Annotated in this window: 26 protein-coding genes; 14 read left to right on the top strand and 12 right to left on the bottom strand. The window is 68.3% G+C overall.

The annotated features are described in order from the left end of the window. Window positions 1-33: 33 nt before the first annotated feature. On the top strand, window positions 34-795 hold the full coding sequence (locus tag G6N57_RS02675; protein ID WP_077738736.1) for an alpha/beta fold hydrolase: 762 nt from the start codon (window positions 34-36) through the stop codon (window positions 793-795). On the opposite strand, the gene G6N57_RS02670 is transcribed toward G6N57_RS02675, so the two are convergent. Beyond that, window positions 778-1020, bottom strand: a complete 243-nt coding sequence (locus G6N57_RS02670; RefSeq protein WP_077738737.1) for a hypothetical protein — start codon at window positions 1018-1020, stop codon at window positions 778-780. The genes G6N57_RS02675 and G6N57_RS02670 overlap by 18 nt on opposite strands. A gap of 71 nt (window positions 1021-1091) precedes the next feature. Between G6N57_RS02670 and G6N57_RS02665 the strand changes: the two genes are divergently transcribed. Next, on the top strand, window positions 1092-2063 hold the full coding sequence (locus tag G6N57_RS02665; protein WP_077738738.1) for a helix-turn-helix domain-containing protein: 972 nt from the start codon (window positions 1092-1094) through the stop codon (window positions 2061-2063). 4 nt (window positions 2064-2067) lie between these two features. On the opposite strand, the gene G6N57_RS02660 is transcribed toward G6N57_RS02665, so the two are convergent. Continuing rightward, window positions 2068-2373: a hypothetical protein gene (locus G6N57_RS02660; protein WP_077738739.1), complete on the bottom strand. Its 306-nt coding sequence runs from the start codon at window positions 2371-2373 to the stop codon at window positions 2068-2070. A 61-nt stretch (window positions 2374-2434) separates the two neighbouring features. After that, window positions 2435-3307 carry an HhH-GPD family protein gene (locus G6N57_RS02655; protein ID WP_097926113.1) on the bottom strand — a complete coding sequence of 291 codons (873 nt, stop codon included), beginning with the start codon at window positions 3305-3307 and terminating at the stop codon, window positions 2435-2437. Window positions 3308-3332: 25 nt separating this feature from the next. On the opposite strand from G6N57_RS02655, the gene G6N57_RS02650 reads away from it, so the two are divergent. Further along, window positions 3333-3965, top strand: coding sequence for a carbonic anhydrase (locus G6N57_RS02650; protein ID WP_077738741.1), 633 nt, complete (start codon window positions 3333-3335; stop codon window positions 3963-3965). Here G6N57_RS02650 and G6N57_RS02645 read toward each other — a convergent pair. Beyond that, complete coding sequence (locus G6N57_RS02645) at window positions 3952-5718, bottom strand: zinc ribbon domain-containing protein (RefSeq protein ID WP_097926112.1); 1767 nt, start codon at window positions 5716-5718, stop codon at window positions 3952-3954. The two genes, G6N57_RS02650 and G6N57_RS02645, sit on opposite strands and share 14 nt — an antisense overlap. A gap of 249 nt (window positions 5719-5967) precedes the next feature. Here G6N57_RS02645 and G6N57_RS02640 point away from each other — a divergent pair, with 249 nt between their 5' ends. Continuing rightward, window positions 5968-6741, top strand: coding sequence for a hypothetical protein (locus tag G6N57_RS02640; protein ID WP_174814450.1), 774 nt, complete (start codon window positions 5968-5970; stop codon window positions 6739-6741). A 3-nt stretch (window positions 6742-6744) separates the two neighbouring features. Here G6N57_RS02640 and disA read toward each other — a convergent pair whose 3' ends face one another. The 3 genes from disA to G6N57_RS02625 are packed head-to-tail and all read right to left on the bottom strand — an operon-like array spanning window position 6745 to window position 9950. Further along, window positions 6745-7863 carry a DNA integrity scanning diadenylate cyclase DisA gene (gene disA / locus G6N57_RS02635; protein ID WP_077738744.1) on the bottom strand — a complete coding sequence of 373 codons (1119 nt, stop codon included), beginning with the start codon at window positions 7861-7863 and terminating at the stop codon, window positions 6745-6747. Window positions 7864-7884: 21 nt separating this feature from the next. Then, window positions 7885-9321, bottom strand: coding sequence for a DNA repair protein RadA (radA, locus tag G6N57_RS02630; RefSeq protein WP_077738745.1), 1437 nt, complete (start codon window positions 9319-9321; stop codon window positions 7885-7887). Between the two features lie 50 nt (window positions 9322-9371). Next, a complete protein-coding gene (locus G6N57_RS02625) occupies window positions 9372-9950 on the bottom strand; it encodes a copper chaperone PCu(A)C domain-containing protein (RefSeq protein ID WP_077738746.1) in 579 nt (192 codons plus the stop codon). A 297-nt stretch (window positions 9951-10247) separates the two neighbouring features. Between G6N57_RS02625 and carD the strand changes: the two genes are divergently transcribed. Genes carD through rlmB form a run of 5 tightly spaced genes read left to right on the top strand, consistent with a single transcriptional unit; the run spans window position 10248 to window position 14285 of the window. Continuing rightward, a complete protein-coding gene (gene carD, locus G6N57_RS02620; protein ID WP_003921720.1) occupies window positions 10248-10736 on the top strand; it encodes an RNA polymerase-binding transcription factor CarD in 489 nt (162 codons plus the stop codon). 6 nt (window positions 10737-10742) lie between these two features. Beyond that, a complete protein-coding gene (gene ispD / locus G6N57_RS02615; RefSeq protein WP_077738747.1) occupies window positions 10743-11414 on the top strand; it encodes a 2-C-methyl-D-erythritol 4-phosphate cytidylyltransferase in 672 nt (223 codons plus the stop codon). After that, the gene (gene ispF / locus G6N57_RS02610) at window positions 11408-11884 is read left to right on the top strand and encodes a 2-C-methyl-D-erythritol 2,4-cyclodiphosphate synthase (RefSeq protein WP_077738748.1); all 477 of its coding nucleotides are present in this window, start codon (window positions 11408-11410) and stop codon (window positions 11882-11884) included. The genes ispD and ispF overlap by 7 nt, the downstream gene beginning before the upstream one ends. 19 nt (window positions 11885-11903) lie before the next feature. Continuing rightward, window positions 11904-13340 (top strand): cysteine--tRNA ligase, encoded by a 1437-nt coding sequence (cysS, locus tag G6N57_RS02605; protein WP_097926110.1) that lies wholly within the window; start codon window positions 11904-11906, stop codon window positions 13338-13340. Continuing rightward, a complete protein-coding gene (gene rlmB, locus G6N57_RS02600) occupies window positions 13341-14285 on the top strand; it encodes a 23S rRNA (guanosine(2251)-2'-O)-methyltransferase RlmB (RefSeq protein ID WP_077738749.1) in 945 nt (314 codons plus the stop codon). A 1-nt stretch (window position 14286) separates the two neighbouring features. Here the strand turns inward: rlmB and G6N57_RS02595 are convergent, their stop codons facing one another. Beyond that, the gene (locus G6N57_RS02595; RefSeq protein ID WP_077738750.1) at window positions 14287-15840 is read right to left on the bottom strand and encodes a purple acid phosphatase family protein; all 1554 of its coding nucleotides are present in this window, start codon (window positions 15838-15840) and stop codon (window positions 14287-14289) included. 62 nt (window positions 15841-15902) lie between these two features. Beyond that, the gene (locus tag G6N57_RS02590; RefSeq protein WP_097926109.1) at window positions 15903-17165 is read right to left on the bottom strand and encodes an SLC13 family permease; all 1263 of its coding nucleotides are present in this window, start codon (window positions 17163-17165) and stop codon (window positions 15903-15905) included. Between the two features lie 71 nt (window positions 17166-17236). Between G6N57_RS02590 and G6N57_RS02585 the strand changes: the two genes are divergently transcribed. After that, window positions 17237-18214, top strand: a complete 978-nt coding sequence (locus G6N57_RS02585; RefSeq protein ID WP_077741642.1) for a glycerophosphodiester phosphodiesterase — start codon at window positions 17237-17239, stop codon at window positions 18212-18214. Here G6N57_RS02585 and G6N57_RS02580 read toward each other — a convergent pair. From G6N57_RS02580 to mrf, 3 genes are read right to left on the bottom strand one after another with little or no spacing between them, the layout of a single operon-like run. Then, entirely contained in the window at window positions 18207-19130 is a 924-nt protein-coding gene (locus G6N57_RS02580) for an MBL fold metallo-hydrolase (protein WP_077738751.1), read from the bottom strand. The two genes, G6N57_RS02585 and G6N57_RS02580, sit on opposite strands and share 8 nt — an antisense overlap. Window positions 19131-19145: 15 nt before the next feature. Then, window positions 19146-19400 (bottom strand): type B 50S ribosomal protein L31, encoded by a 255-nt coding sequence (locus G6N57_RS02575; protein WP_077738752.1) that lies wholly within the window; start codon window positions 19398-19400, stop codon window positions 19146-19148. Continuing rightward, the gene (mrf, locus tag G6N57_RS02570; RefSeq protein ID WP_097926108.1) at window positions 19397-20575 is read right to left on the bottom strand and encodes a ribosome hibernation factor-recruiting GTPase MRF; all 1179 of its coding nucleotides are present in this window, start codon (window positions 20573-20575) and stop codon (window positions 19397-19399) included. Before mrf ends, G6N57_RS02575 begins: the two co-directional genes overlap by 4 nt. A 72-nt stretch (window positions 20576-20647) precedes the next feature. Here mrf and rpmB point away from each other — a divergent pair, with 72 nt between their 5' ends. The 4 genes from rpmB to rpsR are packed head-to-tail and all read left to right on the top strand — an operon-like array spanning window position 20648 to window position 21616. Further along, entirely contained in the window at window positions 20648-20884 is a 237-nt protein-coding gene (rpmB, locus tag G6N57_RS02565) for a 50S ribosomal protein L28 (protein ID WP_044520828.1), read from the top strand. Continuing rightward, entirely contained in the window at window positions 20884-21048 is a 165-nt protein-coding gene (rpmG, locus tag G6N57_RS02560) for a 50S ribosomal protein L33 (protein ID WP_077738753.1), read from the top strand. The genes rpmB and rpmG overlap by 1 nt, the downstream gene beginning before the upstream one ends. Continuing rightward, entirely contained in the window at window positions 21048-21353 is a 306-nt protein-coding gene (gene rpsN / locus G6N57_RS02555; protein WP_075920712.1) for a 30S ribosomal protein S14, read from the top strand. Before rpmG ends, rpsN begins: the two co-directional genes overlap by 1 nt. Next, window positions 21353-21616 (top strand): 30S ribosomal protein S18, encoded by a 264-nt coding sequence (gene rpsR, locus G6N57_RS02550; RefSeq protein WP_077738754.1) that lies wholly within the window; start codon window positions 21353-21355, stop codon window positions 21614-21616. Before rpsN ends, rpsR begins: the two co-directional genes overlap by 1 nt. Window positions 21617-21622 lie beyond the last annotated feature (6 nt).

Raw genomic sequence — 21622 nt, 5'->3', positions numbered from 1 at the left:
CAGGCTACCGTGGCTGCCCGGCAAGATAACGGGATGGTCACAGATCTGCTCACCCGCCGAGGGGGCCGTGGCGAGCCCATCGTTCTGGTGCACGGCCTGATGGGCCGCGGCAGCACCTGGTCGCGCCAATTGCCCTGGTTGACCGGGTTGGGGGAGGTCTACACATACGACGCGCCATGGCACCGAGGGCGCGACGTGGTCGACCCGTATCCGATCAGCACCGAGCGTTTCGTCACCGATCTCGGTGATGCCGTCGCCGGGCTGGGGCGGCCGGTGATCTTGGTGGGGCATTCCATGGGTGCGTTGCATTCGTGGTGCCTGGCCGCGGCCCGTCCGGAACTGGCTCGCGCGGTGGTGGTCGAGGACATGGCCCCCGATTTCCGTGGCCGTACCACCGGGCCGTGGGAGCCGTGGGTGCACGCCCTCCCGGTCGAGTTCGGTTCGGCGCAGGAGGTTTACGACGAGTTCGGGCCCGTCGCGGGCCGGTACTTCCTGGAGGCGTTCGACCGGACGGCCACCGGCTGGCGGCTGCACGGGTATCCGCAGTGGTGGCTGGACATCGCTGCCCAATGGGGGACGCGCGACTATTGGCAGCAGTGGCGAGAGGTACAGGTTCCGACCTTGCTCATCGAGGCGGGCAATTCGGTGGCGCCGCCCGGGCAGATGCGCGAGATGGCCGAGATCGGGAAGGACACAAGGTATTTGCACGTTCCCGGGGCGGGTCACCTGATCCACGACGACGCGCCCGAGGTGTACCGCGAAGCGGTGACCGGGTTCCTATCGGCGCTCGCCTAGAACGCCCGCACTCGGCCATGACGGCTGGTGTTCGAAGCGGCTGCGGATCGCGTCGAGGTCGTGGCCGGCACGGTATGCCTCGTAGTCGGGTTGGCCGGCGTTGAAAGGCATGTCGAACAGATCGAGGCGGAACCGCAGGATATTGCTGCGCTGTGCCGCCCAGCCCACTGCCGCGGCGACCGCGAAGGGTGAGATCAGGATGATCAGAGCGAGTGCAACAGTCATGGCAGTAATGCTTGTCGGGGAAATATACCGCCAACAGTGGCAGCGCTGACACCTTGCGATAAAATACTGCCATGCTGAGAAGCGTCTCCACGCTGGTGCTCGATGGCCTGGCCGTTTTCGAGTTCGGGGTCATCTGCGAGGTTTTCGGAATCGACCGGTCCGCGGACGGGGTCCCCAACTTCGACTTCAAGGTGTGCGGGCCCGAACCTGGCAAGCCGCTACGGACGTCGGTCGGGGCCACCCTGACGCCTGAGCACGGGCTGGATGCCCTCCAGGGCGCCGACCTGGTGGCGATCCCGGCCATCGGCACCTCCGACTACCTACCCGAGGCGTTGGAGGCTGTGCGGGCCGCCGCCGATGCGGGCTCGATCATCCTGACCGTGTGCTCGGGCGCCTTTCTCGCCGGCGCGGCGGGCCTGCTCGACGGCAGGCCGTGCACCACGCACTGGATGCACGCCGACGCGCTGGCCCGCAAGTATCCGACGGCCAAGGTGGACCGCAACGTCCTGTTCGTCGACGACGGAAACCTGATCACCAGTGCGGGTACCGCGGCGGGCATCGATGCGTGCCTGCATCTGGTTCGCCGCGAACTCGGCAGCGAGGTCACCAACAAGATCGCGCGGCGCATGGTGGTCCCTCCGCAGCGGGACGGCGGGCAACGCCAGTTCATCGATCAGCCGATCCCGGTCCGGTGCTCGGAAGGCTTTGCGCCGCATCTGGACTGGATCATGGGGAACCTGGACAAGCCGCACACTGTGACGACCTTGGCCAGGCGATCCGCGATGTCCACGCGCACGTTCGCCCGCCGGTTCGTCGAGGAGACCGGCACCACGCCCATGCAGTGGATCACCGATCAGCGGGTGTTGTACGCACGCAGGCTGCTGGAGGAGTCCGATCTCGACATCGATCGGATCGCCGGCCAGGCCGGGTTCGGTACCGCGACGCTGCTGCGCCATCACTTCCGCCGGCTCATCGGCGTGACACCGTCGGACTACCGGCGTCAATTCGCCTGTGGTGCAGCCGAAGAAGCCGTCACCGCGTGATGCGTCAGCCGTCGGGCTGGCAGGCCACGTTCACGTAGACCGTGGTGTGCTGCGCCGAGTCGATGCGGTACCCGTTGTCGTCGATGTTGGAGTCGGCCAGTCCGTGCACCCCGGTCACCCGGCAATTCGACAGGGCCGTATTGGCGTTCGAGTTGACCTGCACGTGATAGCCCCGGCTCTGCAGGTCACGCACGGTGTCGGCGGCTGAACCGGTGCCCGCCGGTGCGGCGTTCGCGGTCGCCGCCAGGCCCAGGCCGGCGCCAAGGCCCATCGCAGTACACGCAATGGTCGCGAAGAATTTGCTTGACATAGCTCCGTTCTATGTGAAGCAACGCCCAAATGGTGTGCCGCGGAACGGATTCATGCCGATCTCATGGAATTTCACCTTCGCCGGCCAGGGCGAAGAGACCGTCGGCGGTCTGCTCCACCAACCCGTCGACCAGAAGTGAGTCGAGAGCCCGGTCGCGTTGGGCGGTGTCGGTGAGCCAGACCACGTCCAACTGGGCCCGGGTGACCGGAGAACTGCTGTCGCGCAACACGTCCAGCAGCTTGCCCCGAACCTGGCGGTCCGTCCCGGCATACCGCTGCACCCGCTTGGCGACCGTCCCGGCCGGATAGCCCGCGGTGCGCCAACGGCACCGGCTCAGTGGGCAGATCCCGCACTGCGGTGCCCGAGAGGTGCACACCACCGCACCCAGTTCCATGAGCGCGGCCGAGAAGGTCGGTGCGGTTTCCTCATCGGGCAGGAGAGCGGCGACGTCTTCGAGGTCGCGGGCCCGGGCCGGCGCGTCTGCCTGGCCGTGCAGCACCCTGGTCACCACGCGGCGCACGTTGGTGTCGACCACCGGCACGCTGGCCGAATACGCGAAGCAGGCCACCGCACGCGCGGTGTAGGCGCCGATGCCGGGCAGCGTCAGCAGCGTGTCGACGTCGGCCGGCACCTCGTCGCCGTACTCGGTGGCGATCACCACTGCGCATTCGTGCAGGCGCTTGGCCCGGCGCGGGTAGCCCAGCTTTCCCCAGGCGCGCAGCACCTCGGCGGACCCGGCGGCCGCGGTGGCCGACGGTGTGGGCCACCGCTCGATCCAGGCCAGCCAGATCGGCTCGACGCGCGCCACCGGCGTCTGCTGCAGCATGAATTCGCTGACCAAGATCTGCCAGGCGGAAACGCCTGGTCGACGCCACGGCAGGTCACGCTGGGCGGATTCATACCAACCTACTAATTCGCCAGGGTCGATGCTCATCGCAGCCTCATGCAGAATGGCTGGCATGCCCAACTCGAATCCGGTGTCCGCTTGGAAGGCACTCAAGGACGGTAACGCCCGCTTTGTCGCAGGCGAACCGCAGCACCCCAGCCAGGACATCGCCCGTCGGGCGAAGCTGACGCACGGGCAGAAGCCCACCGCGGTGGTGTTCGGCTGCGGTGACAGCCGCGTCGCCGCCGAGTTGCTGTTCGACCAGGGCCTGGGCGACATGTTCGTGGTGCGCACCGCCGGCCACGTCATCGACAACGCGGTGCTGGGTTCGATCGAGTACGCGGTCTCCATCCTGGAGGTGCCGCTGATCGTGGTCCTCGGCCACGACAGCTGCGGCGCGGTCAAGGCCGCGATCACCGCCCTCGACGAAGGTCAGGTGCCCGGCGGCTACGTACGCGACATCGTGGAGCGCGTCACCCCGTCGATCCTCATGGGCCGGCATTCCGGCCTGACCCGCGTCGACGAGTTCGAGGCCTTCCACGTCAAGGAAACGGTCAGCCAGCTGCAGATGCGCTCGTCCGCGATCGCCAACGGCCTGGCCGCGGGCACCCAGGCCATCGTCGGCGCCACGTACCACCTGTCGGACGGGCACGTGGAACTGCGCAGCCACCTGGGCAACATCGGCGAAGCGTCTATCGGTCTCTGACATTTGCTGACACATGGGTGTCGCCGGTGTCGGGGATCGGTTGTGCAGAGGTGCTCGCCGCTGTGGTGGCGGGTTGCTGGTCTCTGTCCCACACGGACGCTGCACGTGCAGGAACGAACGATGGGCTTGGTGGCCGGGTGGCCACCAGCGGTCGCGGGATCGTGCGCCGCACTCGTTTGTGGCGGCGTTGTTTCGGTGTGGCGGTGGTTTTGCGCCGGGTTTTGCGTACCGGCTGGTGCTCGACGGTGGTAACTCGTTTCGGTTTTCCTTTGGGCCGCTTGACTTTCGCCTTGGCCAGTAGAACGCGTTTGGCGATGTTCTGACCCGCGATCTGGTCACGGTTTGCACCTCGGATGCCGCAGCGTTCGCATGTTGCGGTGTGATACCCGCCGGGACGGGTCAGCTCCTGATCGCAGCTGGAACAGTTCGCTGATGTGCCCCGTGGTGGGCACATCACGACTTCCAGACCGGCTCTGGCGGCGGTGTGCTCAAGCGCCACGACCGCCCGGCGGCGGGCTGATTGGGCCGCTCGGTTGTTGTTGGCGCGGCCTCGGCCAGTCGATTCCAGGTCGCGCAAGTCTTCCACCGCGATCACCCCAGCGCCTGAGGTAGTGGCCATCGTGGTCATGGTGACGGCGAAGTCGAACGCCATGTCCCGATTGATCCGTCGCCGTTTGGCGCCCAGCGCCCGCCGGTTGTCGTGCAGGGTCTCGATTTTGGCGGTCAATTGGGCGCGCGTGGGTTCAGCAGCGTTGGCGGCGAGTTTCGTCAGTCGGGCGATCTTGCCGGTCAACGCCTGGCCCTCGGCCTGCAGCCGGGCAAGCTTGATGCCCAGACCGCGATCGTTGTACACGTGTGTGGCTGCGTCGGTGAATAGCTGTCCGGCACATTCGACGACCACGGTCGCCGAGCCCAGGGAGGATGGGCACCAGTCGATCCCCAACGCTGCGGCCGCGGCGGCAGTGGCCGGATCGGGAACGATTTCGGAGATGGTGAACCGCAACAACGGTCTACCGCGCTGCACGCTGAGTGTTGGCAGATGCCAGCAAGCGATGTCACGTTCTTTCAGATGCGGCGGGAGCGGGCACCACAGCCGACACCACGACCATTCACCGCGCCCAGTTGGCGCCGCGCTGGTCGGCAGTTTGATGCGGAGCCACACCCCGGCCGGATCCGCGGCGTTCAGCTCGACCAGCTGGCCATCGGCCGCCCCCAGCCGGGCGATCCGCGCTACCGTGGGTTGGTTCTGAATCTGGACGATCGAGGTCACGACTGCGCCGCGGGGATGGCTCAACTGGCGGCATAGGTTGCGCAGGAACGCCGAGGGCACATACCGGGCCCGGTCCTGTCCGAGACGCCGGCGATCGAGTCGGCCGTGCTCGTCGAGGGCGGCGATCACCGGGCCGATCAGCGCATCCCGAAAGGCGATCGTTCTCAATACCGGCACCACGTTCGCTTGGGCCAATCGCACTACCCGCGACGGGACGTACACCCCGATCGGGGGTGTGGGTACCCAGCCCAATCGCGCGGCGGCCGCCGCGGCAGTCGAGGGCAATCTGCGGCCCAGCCCATCAACCCCACCATGGAGCGCAGCGAACGTCGCGGGCTGCCAAAGCGACTGCATCAACTCGGTGCTGAGCTGCTCGACCAGGTCCAAAAGCCACCCTATCCGGGCGTCGATAGAGATGGCCTCGCCAGTCGCGTCGTCGACCGCCACGGAGATCCGCAACGGCACCGCAGACTGAATCACCACGTCAGGACCGCTGTGGTAATCGCCCAACGGCCGCGTCGAGCAGCCGCTGTTGATTCTGCCGGGACCGCAGTTGGTAGAAACGGCCCGAAAACGATGCCAGCAACGCTATGAAGTCGTCCATCAGCTCCTCCAGCAGCGACTTGTCCCCACGCTCATGCAGCACCTCGACGCTAACTCCACATACCGACAAGCCCGACACGCCGAGGCGCCTCGGACAACCCGGCATGACCTGGGCTTACCGTGAAAGCCGTGTTAGATCTCGAACCTCATGGGCCACTGCCCTCGCAGATTTACTGGCGGCGCCGTGCGCTGGCCATCGGAATCGCGGTGGTGGTCGTGGGGATCATCGCCGCGATCGTCGCGGTGATCATGACCAGCAGCTCCGGAGCCGAGACCAAGTCAGCTGACGAACCCTCTGCCGCGGCTGCCCCTCCGACGCCGCTGCCGGGCGAGAATCCCGAGGTGAAGACCCCGGTGGTGCCGCCGGCTCAGCACGCGCCGCCGCCGACGGCCACGCCGACCGCTGCCGTCACGCCGCCGCCGCTGCTCAAAGAGGGCGACGACTGCCCGGATTCCACGCTCGCGGTCAAGGGCATCACCAGCCAGCCCGAGTACGTCGTGGGCGATCAGCCGAAGTTCACCATGGTCGTGACCAACATCGGCCTGGTGGCCTGCAAGCGGGACGTGGGTGCCGCGGTGCTGGCCGCCTACGTGTACTCGCTGGACAACAACCGGCTGTGGTCGAACCTGGACTGCGCACCGTCCAACGAGACCCTGGTGAAGACCTTCAACCCCGGTGAGCAGGTCACCACCGAGGTGACCTGGACCGGCATGGGGTCGGCGCCGCAGTGCCCGATGCCCCGTCAGCCGATCGGTCCCGGCACCTACAACCTGATGGTGCAGCTTGGCAACCTCAGATCGGCGCCGGTGCCGTTCATCCTGGCGCAGGCCAACCCGCAACAGCCTGCACCGCCCGCTGCTGAGGGCGCGCCGGCGGCGGAGACGCCCACGCCGGGTAACTGAGGCTCAGGCCAGCCGGTCGGCGATGGTCGACTCGGCCAGCAGCGACAGGCCCTCACGGATGTGCCGGGCCCACATCGACCCGATGCCGTCGACGGACTGCAGATCGTCCGCGCTGGCGGCCAGCAGCCCCTGCAGTGAGCCGAACGAGCGGACCAACAGATCGACGTGGGCGAACTGCAGTCGCGGTATCCCTGCCATGGCGCGGTAGCCGCGTGAGCTCATCGCCGAGTCCTGCGCCTCGGACGTCGACGGATAGCCGAAAACCCTTGCCAGCGTGGTGAAGTCGAGCAGCTCACTGTCGGTCAGGGCATCCAGCTCATCGAGCGTCGAGTGCACCTGCGCGGCCGTCGGCGGATCCGGAAGGGCGTGGTAATCCCGCACGATCAGCTCGCGGGCGGCCTCGTTGTCGCCGACGAGTTCGTCGAGCTGCAGTTTGAGCTGGCGTCCGTCGGTGCCGAGTTCGACGACGTCCGCGTCGATCTCAAGGCTGATGCGGCGCACCATCTCCAGGCGCTGCACCACGGTCATGACGTCGCGCAGCGTCACGAAGTCTTCGATCTCTGCGGTCGACAGCTGCTTGCTGACCTCATCGAGCCGGCCCTTGTAGCGCTCCAGCGTCGCGATGGTCTGGTTGGCCCGGGACAGGATGGTCGCCGAATCGGGCACCACGTGGCGCTCCCCGGCGACGTAGACCGTCACGATGCTCATCGAATGGCTCACCGAGATCACCGGGTAACCGGTCTGGATCGCGGTGCGCTCGGCCGAGCGGTGGCGGGTCCCGGACTCGTCAGTGGGGATCGATGGATCAGGCACCAGCTGGACGTTGGCCCGCACTATCCGGCTGCCGTCGCTGGACAGCACCACCGCGCCGTCCATCTTCGACAGCTCGCGCAACCGGGTGGGGGCATACCGCACGTCGAGGGCGAATCCGCCGTCGCAGATGGTCTCCACGCTGTCGTCGTAGCCGAGCACGATCAGCGCGCCCGTCTTGCCGCGCAGGATGCGTTCCAGGCCGTCGCGCAGCGGGGTACCGGGCGCCAGGCGGCCGAGGGTTTCTCGTAGCGTCGGCCGAGCCAGATGCACGACGGTGCGGCTGGTCCTGGCGCCGGAGTTCACGGCCATCAGCTCTCCTAGGGTCGGCCGCTATTGTCCGTGATGGGATTGATTGCTGGCAATCGCGATGTCTTTGAGTGCCCGTAACGCCGCCCCGATGTGATCGACGGTGATGACGCGCAGTCCCGGCGGCGCGCTGGTGACCCCTGGCGGCACCACGGCAATGTTGAACCCCAACCGGGCGGCCTCGGCCAGCCTGCGGTCCATACCGGTGACCCGGCGCAGATCGCCGACGAGCCCCACCTCACCGATAGCCACCGCGTTCATCGGCAACGCGATGTCGAGGTAGGCCGAGGCGACGGCCACCGCCACGGCCAGATCCGAGGACGGATCGGTCAGCCGCATGCCGCCGACGGTGGACAGGTAGATGTCGTTGTTGCCGATCGGCAGGGCGCACCGGGTCTGCAGTACCGCGCCGATCATGGCCGCGCGGGCCGAGTCGATTCCGCTGACGACCCGCCGGGGCGGCCCAACCGGCTGGGCGACGAGCGCCTGAACCTCGCCGATCATGGGGCGCTTGCCGTCGAGGGTGACCGTGATGGCGGTGCCGGGCACCGCCGCCGGACGCTGGTCCAGGAACAGTCCGGACGGATCGCTGACGCACTCGATTCCGTTGTCGTGCATCTGAAAACAGCCGACCTCGTCGGCGGCGCCGAACCGGTTCTTGACCCCGCGCACCATGCGCAGGCTCGACGTGTGATCGCCTTCGAAGTGCAGCACCACGTCGACCAGATGCTCCAGTGAGCGCGGGCCCGCGATGGCGCCGTCCTTGGTCACATGGCCGACCAGGATCATGGCCACCGCCGGGTCTCCGACCGCGGTCTTGGCGTAGCCGGTGAGCGCCGTCGTCACCGCGCGCACCTGCGTCACCCCGCCGGTCACGCCGTCGGCTTCGGTGGTGGACATGGTCTGCACCGAGTCGACGATCACCAGGCTCGGTTTGACCTCGTCGATGTGACCGAGGGCGATCTGCAGATCGGATTCGCCTGCCAGATAGACGTTGTCGTGCGTGCAGCCGGTGCGTTCGGCCCGCAGCCGGATCTGGCCCGCGGACTCCTCGCCGGACAGGTAGAGGGCGCGGCGGCCGGTGTGCGCCCAGCGATTGGCGACTTCGAGGAGCAGGGTGGACTTGCCGACTCCGGGTTCCCCGGCCAGCAGCGTGACCGAACCGGCCACCAGGCCGCCGCCGAGGACCCGGTCCAGCTCACTGACCCCGGTCGCGAAATGCCGGGTGATGCCAGGGTCGATGGCGGTGATCGGCACGGCGGGCGAGGTCGGGGCCACCGAGCGGCGGACAGGGCTGCCCACCGGTGCCAGTGTCGCTACTTCGTCGACCGTTCCCCAGGTGCCGCAATTGGCGCAGCGGCCGACCCATTTGGGGGTGGCGTGCTGACATTCCGAGCAACGGTATTGCGAACGTACTTTCGAAGCGGCCACGCCCGTGACAGTAACCGGTGGCCCCGACATCGGCGGTGTGCACGCGCCGGTCGGGGCCCGCGGGTCAGCGGTAGCTCAGATCAGTGATGGCCGCCGGCTGCGGGGCCCTCGCCGGGCTCCTCGCCGGTGGTGTCGCGCCGGGGCGACTCGCCTGCCGAGATCGGCACGGCCACAGTCGTCTCGCCGTTCTCGAACTTGAACGTGAAGTCGTAGAGCAGCCCGTTGGTGACCGGCTTGGTCAAGGTGACCTTGGCGGTGACGGCGTCGGCGGCCTCGGCCTTCTCCAGCGGCTTGGTCTGGCCGTCGGGCTCGCCCACCACGAGGACGCCACCCGCCGGGATGGTCTGATCCCCGGTCAGCGCCACGTCGCCGACGGTGGTCTTGATCGAGACGAGCTTGTTGGGCGCCTCGGTGGATCCGTTGGCTGCGACGAACAGCAGCTCGGCCTCGGAGCCGGGCTCGACGTAGTCCTTCTGCTGCGGCGCGCGCAGGTGCACGTTGCGCAGCGCGATCGAGCCGGCCTGTGCGTTGACACCGTTGACGGCGGGCTCCTGGGTCGCCGTCTGGGAGACCTGCCCGGCGCTGCAACCGGTGAGAACGGCTGCGGTCAGGCCACATGCGGCCAGACCGGCCGAGGCACGCATTGCGAAGCGGTTCACTCAAGCCTCCTGAGCTGGGTCGGCGTACTTCGACTATGCACAGTAGTAGGTGGCGTCGGCGGGTGGAATGCGAGGGCGTGGCAGAGGGGTCGAAAAGGTACTCGGCAACGGGTGGTCCAGGCTCGCAACCGCTTTGCGGGGGCACCCCTTTCGGGCCTCCGGAGGGCCGGGCGGTTGCACGCTTTCGTCACCATGTCAACCCCTGTTCTTCACCTACAGTGCCCCTGACCTGCGCAGTTGGTGCGCATGTGATCTGGGCCCGTGTTAGGATGGACTAGCGAAAGGGGCTCGAATCAGATGATTTTCAAGGTCGGAGACACCGTCGTCTATCCACACCACGGTGCTGCGTTGATCGAGGCGATCGAAACCCGGACCATCAAAGGCGAGCAGAAGGAATATCTCGTACTGAAGGTCGCCCAGGGGGATCTGACCGTTCGAGTGCCCGCAGAGAACGCCGAGTACGTCGGAGTCCGCGACGTCGTGGGCCAGGAAGGCCTCGACAAGGTTTTCCAGGTGCTGCGCGCGCCGCACACCGAAGAGCCGACCAACTGGTCGCGCCGCTACAAGGCCAATCTCGAGAAGCTGGCCTCCGGTGACGTGAACAAGGTTGCCGAGGTGGTCCGCGATCTGTGGCGTCGGGATCAGGAACGCGGTCTGTCCGCGGGTGAGAAGCGAATGCTGGCCAAGGCCCGGCAGATTCTGGTGGGCGAGCTCGCGCTGGCCGAGAACACCGATGACGCCAAGGCCGAGACCATTCTCGATGAGGTTCTGGCTGCCGCGTCCTGACGCGTCGTGGCAACAACTGTCGCGGTCGTCCCGGCCGCCGGCTCCGGTGAGCGGCTAGGTGCGGGCAGACCGAAAGCGTTCGTCAATCTGGGGGACAAGCCCCTGTTGGAGCATGCCCTGGACGGGCTGCTGGCTTCGGGGGTGATCGACCAGGTCGTGGTTGCGGTACCGCCCGCGCTCACCGATGAAGCCACCCTGGTGTTCGGTGGGCGCGCGCGGATCGTGGCCGGGGGAGCCGATCGAACCGAATCGGTCGAATTGGCTCTGGCCGCCGCAGGGGACGCCGATTTCGTCCTCGTTCACGACGCGGCCCGGGCGTTGACGCCTCCCACGCTGATCGCTCGCGTGGTGGCGGCGCTGGCCGACGGGCACGCTGCCGTCGTTCCTGGCCTTCCACTGGCCGACACGATCAAGGCGGTCGACGCCAACGGTGCGGTGCTGGGGACGCCGGAACGGGCCGGTCTGCGGGCCGTACAGACCCCGCAGGGCTTCCGCGCCGACGTGTTGCGCCGGGCCTACCAACGCGCCGGTGCCGGCGCGGTCACCGATGACGCCTCGCTCGTCGAGCAGATCGGTACGCCGGTGCAGATCGTCGAGGGCGATCCGCTGGCCTTCAAGATCACCACTCCGCTGGACCTGTTGCTCGCCGAAGCCGTCATGGCGCGTGACGCATGTTGATTCCACGGGTCGGGCTGGGTACCGACGTCCATCCGATCGAACCGGGCCGCCCCTGCTGGTTACTGGGGCTGCTTTTCGACGGCGCAGACGGCTGCGCCGGCCATTCCGACGGCGATGTCGCCTCCCACGCCTTGTGCGACGCGCTGCTCAGTGCCGCCGGCCTCGGTGACCTCGGCGCGGTGTTCGGCACCGACCGGCCGGAATGGCGCGGGGTCACCGGCGCCGACATGTTGCGTCACGTCCGCGGACTAGTGCACGCGGCGGGCTTCGAGATCGGCAATGCCACCGTCCAGGTGATCGGCAACCGGCCCAAGATCGGGCCGCGCCGGGATGAGGCACAGCGGCTGCTCTCCGAGCTGATCGGGGCGCCGGTGTCGGTGTCGGCCACCACCACCGACGGGCTCGGGCTGACCGGCCGGGGTGAAGGATTGGCCGCGATAGCCAGCGCTTTGGTGGTTCCTGCGGAATAGGCCGGTAAGCTGGCACGTCGTGACCGATCGCGCTCAAGCCGTCGCGTCGGGGTTTGCCTCCGATTTGCGGCTGTACGACACCATGGCGGGTGCCGTACGAGATTTCGTACCGCTGCGGCCGGGGCACGCTTCGATCTACCTGTGCGGTGCCACCGTCCAGGGCTTGCCGCACATCGGCCATGTCCGTAGCGGAGTCGCGTTCGACGTGTTGCGCCGCTGGCTGACCGCCAATGGATACGACGTTGCGTTCATCCGCAACGTCACCGACATCGACGACAAGATCCTCAACAAGGCGGCCGACGCAGGCCGGCCGTGGTGGGAGTGGGCCGCCACGTACGAGCGGGCGTTCAGCGCCGCGTACGACGCGCTGGGCGTGCTTCCGCCGTCGGCCGAGCCGCGGGCCACCGGGCACATCACCCAGATGGTCGAGCTCATCGACCGGCTGATCGAGAAGGGGCACGCCTACGCGCAGGGTGGGGACGTCTACTTCGACGTGCTGAGCCTGCCCGATTACGGCGCGCTGTCCGGGCACCGGATCGACGATGTGCACCAGGGCGAGGGTGTGGCGACGGGTAAGCGCGATCAGCGCGATTTCACGCTGTGGAAGGGCGCCAAGCCGGGAGAGCCGTCGTGGCCGACGCCCTGGGGCCGGGGACGCCCCGGCTGGCACACCGAGTGCGTCGCGATGTGCGAGGCCTATCTGGGCGCGGAGTTCGACATCCACGCCGGCGGTATGGACCTGGTGTTCCCGCACCACGAGAACGAGATCGCCCAGGCGCAGGCCGCCGGCGACGGCTTCGCCCGGTACTGGCTGCACAACGGCTGGGTCACCATGGGCGGCGAGAAGATGAGCAAATCGCTGGGCAACGTGCTCTCCATTCCCGCTGTGCTGCAACGTGTTCGCGCTGCCGAGCTGCGCTACTACCTGGGTAGCGCGCATTATCGGTCCATGCTGGAGTTCTCCGAGAACGCGCTGCAGGACGCGGTGAAGGCCTACAGCGGCATCGAGGACTTCCTGCACCGGGTCCGCAACCGGGTCGGCGCCGTCGCAGTGGGCGACTGGACGCCGAAATTCGCCGCCGCCCTCAACGACGACCTCGCGGTGCCGATGGCCTTGGCCGAGGTGCACGCCGCCCGCGCCGAGGGCAACCGCGCGCTGGACGCCGGGGACCACGCGGGCGCGATGGCGCAGGCCACCTCGATCCGGGCGATGATGGGCATCCTGGGTTGCGACCCGCTCGACGAGCGCTGGGAATCGCGCGACGAGACGTCGGCCGCGCTGGCTGCCGTCGACGAACTGGTGCAGTGGGCGCTGGCCGCCCGGGCCGAGGCCCGGACCAATCGTGACTGGGCGGAGGCCGACGCCATCCGAGATCGGCTCAAGGCGGCCGGCATCGAGGTCACCGACACCGCCGACGGTCCGCAGTGGGCACTGCTGGACGGGAACGGAGCGTAGATGGCCGGGAATTCGCAGCGGCGCGGCGCAGTGCGCAAGCCGGGCACCAAGAAGGGGCCGACGGTCGGGTCCGGCGGCGTGCGTCGTCGCGGGCTCGAGGGCCGGGGCGCCACGCCGCGCGCGGACCAGCGGCCGCACCATCCGGCCGCCAAGAAGGCCGCCAAGGCCGCGCGTCAGGCGCAGGGCAGGCACAAGAAGACCGACGACACCGAGTTGGTGCTGGGCCGCAACCCCGTGGTGGAGTGTCTGCGCGCGAAGGTTCCGGCTACGGCGCTCTACGTCGCGCTCGGCGCCGAGGCCGACGAGCGGCTCACCGAATCCGTCCAGATCGCGGCCGATCGCGGCATCTCGATCCTGGAGGTGCAGCGCCACGATCTGGACCGGATGAGCAACAACACGCTGCACCAGGGCCTGGCCCTGCAGGTGCCGCCCTACGACTACGCGCACCCCGACGATCTGCTGAAGGTTGCCCGGCAATCCGGTGAGCCCCCGCTGCTGGTCGCGCTGGACAACATCTCCGACCCGCGCAACCTGGGCGCCATCGTGCGTTCGGTGGCCGCGTTCGGCGGGCATGGCGTGGTGATCCCGCAACGACGTTCGGCTTCGGTGACCGCGGTGGCCTGGCGCACGAGCGCCGGAGCCGCGGCCCGCACGCCGGTGGCACGGGCGACGAACCTGACCCGCACGCTGAAGAGCTATGCCGACGCCGGTCTGCAGGTGGTCGGCCTCGATGCCGGTGGTGACACCACGCTCGACGAGCTCGCAGGCTCGGGACCGATGGTCGTGGTGGTCGGCTCGGAGGGCAAGGGCCTGTCCCGGCTGGTTCGGGAGACCTGCGACGCGGTGGTCTCGATCCCGATGGCCGGGCCGACCGAATCGTTGAACGCCTCGGTCGCGGCCGGTGTGGTGCTGGCCGAGATCGCCCGTCAGCGGCGCAGTCTCTGACTCAGGACCGTCGCGGCTTGCGGAGCGTGAAGCGGTCCACCGCAGTGGTCTGGCCGAACGGGCCGTCGACCGCGAAATAGGTTGCCTCGATCGATGTCTCGCCGCCTGGCGAACCCGGATCGACATCGAACATCACGAAACCGTAGGCGTGGTCACGATCCCGGAACACCGACCACGGGGCAGCTTCGGTGACATAACGCGGTGTGCGTTTGCCCAGCGCGGGATCGAGTGCCCCGACCCCGGTCAGCACGCGACAGCGGGGTTCGGGGAAGAACATTCGGTTCGACGGGATCGAGGTTCCGCCACCGCCGATCACCAGATGCACTGTGCCTCTGCTGGTGTCGATGGCCTTCCCGTGGCCGTCGACCGGGATCGGGGTGAGGGTGTCGGTCGGCTGCACGCCGCGGATCGGGTGTGAGCGCTCGTAGTGGTGTTCGTGGCCGCACACCACCAGGTCGACGCCGTAGCGGTCGAACAGGGGCAGCCAATTCTCGCGGATCCCGAGATCCGCACCGTTGGTGCGGTCGGCCGTCGACACCGCGGTCTGGTGCATGCAGACCACGATCCAGTCGATGCCGGAATCGGTGCTACTGCGTTCCAGTTCTTGTTCCAGCCAACGTTTCTGGGCGCCACCGGAGTATCCGTGAACATAGGAGTTCCCGCCGTCCTGGTAGCACACGTCGTCGTTGTTGAGACTGATCACCCGTACCGCGCCCGCGGTGAACGCGTACCACATTCCGCGCAGCTCGGTGTCCGCGCCGGAATCGGGCAGCGCGAAGTAGGTCTGATACGCGGCGTAGCCGATCGGGCCGTTGCCCAATTCGTTCTCGTGGTTGCCCGCGGCGGGCATCCATGGCCGGTGCCGCGCGGAGCGAGAGTTGTTCTCGAACCAGTCCGACCAGGTTCTGATCCGGTCTCCGGACAGGTTGGCGTAGCAGAGGTCTCCGTTGACGAGGTTGAACAGCGGCCGGGCATTCTCGACTGCGGTCGTGATGTCGCCCGCGGCAGGCGAACCCCGGTTGTCGCTGCCGAACGCGTCGGCCACCATGGCATCCAGCGTCGGGGTCGACTGATCGCCGAAACTGGTGAACCGCAAGGCGGCCCGGCCGCGCGGCGCGGTTCGGGCGGTGCCCAGCTCGGGGCTGGTGCCGTCGTGCACCGCGGCGTAGACGTAGTCGGTGTCGGGCAGCAGGCCGGTGAGCCGGGCGTGGTGCACCCGGATCTCGGTCCCCGACTGTCCGTCGCGGTAGGTGACGGTGTCGGCGGCAACCGTCTCGCCGAAGCCGTCGTTCGGGGTGCCGAACATGACCCGCGGGTTGCCGACCCGGGTGGCGCTGTGCCAGGACACCACGACCTCGGAAGAGGCATCGGCGCCGTACTGGAGGTGCAGCCCGCCGACTCGCGGTGCATCGCTGCGGTCCTCACGCTGCCAGAGCTCTGGCCCTGACGACCGGAGCGAGCCGTCTACGGCGACTCCGGCGCCGGCACCCAGAATCGCGGTGGTGCCGCCCACCAGCAGCAACGTCCGTCTGCTGACTGCCGCGTTGTTGTTCACCCTTGCCGTGCTACCGGGTCAATGCGAACGGGGTGGCACCGGCAAGTTAACGGTGTCGCCCGTCAGCCGAGGACCCGTAGGCCGGCCCACAGCGCCAGCACGCCGGCCACCAAGGTGAACGGCACGGTCGCCAGGCCCACCCGGCTGAACTCGGTGAACCGCGCGGACAGGCCGTCTCGGTGAACTACATTGCGCCACAGCAGGTTTGACAGTGAGCCGACGTAGGTCAGGTTGGGGCCGACGTTGACCCCGATCAGCACCGCCAGCACCGCTGCGGGTCCGGCGCCTGCCACCAGCGGTAGCAGTACCAGCACGGCGGGCAGGTTGTTGACCAGATTGGCCAGCACGGCCGCCACCGCCGCCAGACCCAACAGTGCGGGCAGCGAGTCGCCGACCGGAAGCACCCCGCGCATGGCGTCGCCGAGGCCGTTCTGCACGACCGCATCGACCACGATGCCCAGGCACAGCACGAACGCCAGGAACGGCGCATTGACGGCGCGCACGATCCCGCCCACCGTGCTGCGACGCTGGGCCAGACTGCGTACCCCGAGCACCACCGCGCCGGCCAGCGCGGCCCAGGCCGGCGACACATCGAACACCGAGGTGACGACGAAACCCGCCAGCGTCAGACCCAGCACAACGAGCACGAACACCGGCACCTCGGGCGGCGGGGGAGTCACGTCGGCGGCCGGGTGTTTCAACTCGTGACGGAAGAACACGCGCAGTATGACGAACTCGACGGCGATGACGGCCAGCCAGGGCAGCGCCATCACCGCGCTGAATTCCGTGAACGACAATCCGGCCACGGCGAAGGCCAACAGGTTCGTCAGATTCGACACCGGAAACAGCAGCGACGCGGAGTTGGCCAGATGCGCGCTGGCATAGGCATGCGGCCGCGGCGGTATCGACAGGGTGCGCGCGGTGGCCAGTAGCACCGGCGTCAGCAGCACCACGGTCGCGTCCAGGCTCAGCACGGCCGTCGTCGTCGCCCCGATCAGGAACACCCGGGTGAGCAGCCGCCGGGAATCACCCCTGCTGGCCCGGGCCATCAGCGTGCCCGCGGCATGGAACAGGCCTTCGTCGTCGCACAGGTGGGCCAGCACCAGCACGGCCGCCAGGAATCCGACCACGGGCAGCAGGCGTTCGGCTTCGGCCAGCGCCTCGTCCGGCGAGATCACGTCGCAGGCGATCAGCAGCCCGGCCGCCGGGATCGCCACGACGGCCTCGGGCCAGCCCTCGGGTCGCGCCAGCGCGAACACCAACACGACGGCCAGCAGCACCAGGGCCAGAATCAACGGCGTGGATCCTTTCGGCCAGTCGAACATCCGATGACGATTCGCGCGGCCGGGCCGCGCGGACCTGACCGTACCGGGCTTGCTCGATAGCGTTGCTGACCATGCGTCCTGCCGTTTCCATGGTCCTGTTGTTCGCTCTGGCTGCCGCGTTCCAGTCTGTCCCGCCTGCCGTCGCGGCGCCCGCCGGATTCGACCTGCAGTCGCACCGTGGCGGGCGCGGCGAGACGACCGAGGAGTCGCTGCGGGCCTTCGCGAAGTCGTTGGAGCTCGGGGTCAGCACGCTTGAGCTCGACATCGTGCTGACGAGGGACAAGCAACCCCTGGTGTGGCACGACCCCCGGATCGACGAGACCAAATGCACCGACACCGGCCCGGCGTTCCCGGGCGACCCGATGTACCCGTACGTCGGGCAGCTGGTGCACGATCTCACCCTCGAGCAGATCCGCACCCTGGACTGCGGCAAGCTGCTCAGCGGGTTTCCCGACGCCGAAGTGGTGCGCGGCAACAAGATCGCCACCTTGCCCGAGGTGTTCGAGCTGACCGACGCCTACCACGCCGACGTGCGGTTCAACATCGAGACGAAGATCGAGGCGGACAAGCCCGAAACATCGGCCGCACCAGAGGAATTCGTCGGCGTGATCCTGGGCGCCGTGCGCGCTGCGGGCAAGGTCGACAAGGTCGACATCCAGAGTTTCGACTGGCGCACCCTGCCGTTGGTGCAGCGGGCCGAGCCGTCGATGCCACGGGTGGCGCTGTGGGATGACACGACGTGGGTGCCCGGTTCTCCGTGGCTGGGTGGGGTCGATCCGGCCACGGAAGCCGATCCGATCGCCGGCGCCAGGTCGGTGGGCGCCACCGTGCTGTCGCCTCAGTATCAGCTGGTGGACCGGGGGTTCGTGGAGCGGGCACATGCGTTGGGTCTGAAGGTGACTCCGTGGACCGTCAACGATCCGGCGGCCATGCGGGCGCTGATCGCGGACGGCGTCGACGGCCTCATCACCGATTACCCGACGCGGCTGCGCGGTGTGCTGGCAGATCTGGGCCTGCCGTTGCCGCCGGCGTTTCAGCGGCTCAGCTGAGCCACGGGTCGGCGCGTTCCCACAGGGTCGGCAGGTGCAGGCTGACATTGTCACGTTCGGCCAGCCGGGTCAGGATCCGCATCGAGACGTCGAGGTCGTCACCGGCGTACGGCAGTGCGCGCAACGGTTTGTGCAGCGGGCGGAAGAAGTCGTCCCAGTGGATCAGCACGACGCGGCGCGCGCCGACCGTGCGCACGGTCTCGGCCCAGTAGCTCTCGAAGTACCGCTCGGACTGCAGCCCGAGTTGGCCGATCCCCAGGTACACCACCTCGGCGTGCTGCCCGGCCAGCGCGCCCGGCACCGCGCCGGCGCTGCCGACGATCAGCACGCGGTGGTCGCTGGGCCGATGGTGCACCAGGGTCGACCAGGCCTCGCCGCACTTGTACGCCGAGGTCTTCACCGGCGGAACGACGGGCGTGGTGATCACGCCGGGGAAGCGGTCCGGTGGGCAGTGCTCGGACTCGAAGAGTGTGACCTCAAAGGCGCCGAGGGTGACGGCTTCGCCCGGGGTGACCGTGACGATCTGCTCGGGGGCAAGCCTGCCGCCGACGCCGACCTGGGCCGTCGAGGTGCCGCCGACCAGTCGCGCGCCGGTGCGCCTGGCCACCACCGCCGAGTCCATGGCGTGGTCGAAGTGGGTGTGCACCGGCAGCACCGCTTCGAGCCGGTCGATGCCGAGGCGGGCCAGGCTGCCGTCGATGCGGGGCAGTGACGGCGAAAGCTTGCCCAGGACGACGGTCGGCAACGCAGGCCGCGAGAAGAATCCGTCGGTGAGAACCGCCGACGTGCCGTCGTCGACCAGCAGCGTGCTGACCCCGGCCCAGCTGACGGTGACCGGGGATTGCGCGGAAGCCGGCGGCGCGTCGAAGTACCGCGCATAGGGGGCCAGGTCGGGTCTGCCGGGCTTGAGCCGCATGGCCCCACCCTATGGCTAGCGGCGGCCGTAACGCCGCCGGAACTTCTCCACCTGTCCGGCCGAGTCGATGTGCCTGGCCGACCCGGTCCAGAACGGGTGTGAGTCGCTGGTGACGTCGACGACGATCAACGGATAGGTCTGAATTCCCTGGGCGGTGGGCCAGTCGATGGTGCGCTCGCTGGTGGCCGTCGACCGGGTGAGGAACTGGGTGCCGGTCGCGGCGTCCTGGAACACCACGGGGTGATAGTCGGGGTGGATGTCGGGCTTCATTGGGATTCCCCTTCTGTGTAGGCGGATGTCGCGGGCTCTTCGATGCCGGGCAGACACGGTTCTTCGTGCCAATCCCCGAACGGGTCCGGATAGTGGGCCCATTCGTCGGGTCGCGCCAGTTCGTCGTCGGTGAGCAGCGCGCCGCGCAGTGCCTCGATGACCTCGCCGGGCCGGGCGCCGCAGACCAGCACGGTCAGCGAGATGTGACGATCGCCGAACTCGTGGTGCCAGTCGATCGCGGCGATCGCCAGCCGTTCCGGGTCGGTGTAGGCGCGTTCGGTGGCGTCCATCGCCGCCAGCCATTTGCCGGCATTGCTGAAATGCATTCCGCCGCCCGCGGATTCGATCCACATGACATCGGCGGGGCGGTTGGCCAGCCAGGCCCGCCCGCGGGTGCGCACCACGCCGTCCAGCAGGTGGTCGACGGCGTCGTGCAGGCGCATCGGGTGAAACGGCCGGCGAGCGGCGAACTCGACGATGATGACCTCATCGTCGGGTTCCAGCGGTGGTTCGCCGGCCAGGAGCGGATCGTGCGGTGTCGCGGTGCGTCCCCGTCGGCTGTTCGCTTCCAGATGTGCCAGGCCCAGTTCGACCCGGTCGGGGCCGACGGTGATGCGGGCGCGGGGAGCGAGCCGGCGCAGCACGGCGAGTGTGGTGGCGTCGGGCTCGTTGAGCACCAGCATGTCGGCGAACTCGGCCTGCCCGACGACCACCTGGGCGACGGTGCGTCCGTCGGGCAGTTCCTCGTCGCCGACGGACTGTTGCAGCCAGACGCTCGCGTCCAGGCTTGCGATCACCGCCTCGATCTCGACGTCGCGGGCTGCAGGCCCGTCGAGATAACCCGGGCCGACGTGGACCCGGATGGTGTTGATCGCCCAGCACACGGGCTCGGCCTCCAGCCAGGGCATCAACTGCACGACGATGCGCTCCACGTCGCTGCGCCGGTGCAGGCGCCGCAACAGGATCAGCAGGTCGTCGCGGACCGTGCAGGACACGCATCCGTGGGCCAGCTCCAGGGCGAGGTCGGATGTCCCGCCGCCGTCGGCCACGGTCCGCAGCACCACCTGACCGTCGAAGGTGTGGCGCACCAGCACCGTTCCCGGCCTGCGGCCCAGTTCTTCCGCTACACCGTCGCTGTCACCTTGACCGGCGATCAGCACCACAGGGGTTCGCACCGCACCTCCCGATCGGGTTGTTGTTGAAAACGATTATCATTATCGTGAGGCTACCCCATCCGAAGGAGACCCATGTCTGCCCACTGCCAAGTCACCGGGCGCTCGCCCGGGTTCGGCAACACGGTGTCGCACTCGCACAAGCGCAGTCGCCGCCGTTGGAACCCCAACATCCAGACGAAGACCTACTACCTGCCCGGAGAGGGACGCCGGATCCGGCTTCGGGTCAGCGCCAAGGGAATCAAGGTGATCGACCGCGACGGCATCGAGGCCGTGGTGGCGCGGCTGCGTAGCGCAGGGGAGAAGATCTGATGGCCAGCACTGATATCCGGCCGATCGTGAAACTGCGATCGACCGCGGGGACGGGGTACACCTACGTCACCCGCAAGAACCGCCGCAACGACCCGGACCGGATCGTGCTGCGCAAGTACGACCCGATCGTCCGCCGCCACGTCGACTTCCGCGAGGAGCGCTGATGGCCAAGCGATCCAAGATCGTCAAGAACGAGCAGCGCCGCAAACTCGTCGAGCGCTACGCCGAACGACGGGCCGAACTCAAGGAGGCAATCCGCAATCCGGCCAGCACGCGGGAGCAGCGCGCCGCGGCGGTCTCGGCACTGCAACGGCTGCCGCGTGATTCGAGTCCGGTGCGGCTGCGCAACCGAGACTCGGTCGACGGCCGCCCGCGCGGGCACCTGCGCAAGTTCGGGCTGTCGCGGGTGCGGGTGCGCGAGATGGCGCACCGCGGTGAGCTGCCGGGTGTGCGGAAGTCGAGTTGGTGATGGCGGCGAATTCCCGGAAGAACACCAAGAAGCGCCCACCGGTCACCGACCTCAAGAAGCCGAGGCGTAATCAGTTGACCGCCCTCGGGGTGACGCAGGTCGACTACAAGGAGGTCCACCTGCTGCGCACCTTCATCAGTGAGCGGGGCAAGATCCGGTCCCGGCGTATCACCGGGCTCACTCCTCAGCAGCAGCGGCAGGTCGCCACGGCGATCAAGAACGCCAGGGAGATGGCGCTGCTGCCGGTGGTCGGCCCCGCTTGACCTACC

It is taken from the genome of Mycolicibacterium boenickei, assembly GCF_010731295.1.
GTDB lineage: Bacteria > Actinomycetota > Actinomycetes > Mycobacteriales > Mycobacteriaceae > Mycobacterium > Mycobacterium boenickei.
The sequence above is the reverse complement of the archived record's forward strand: the minus strand, read 5'-3'. Positions and strand labels throughout refer to the sequence as shown.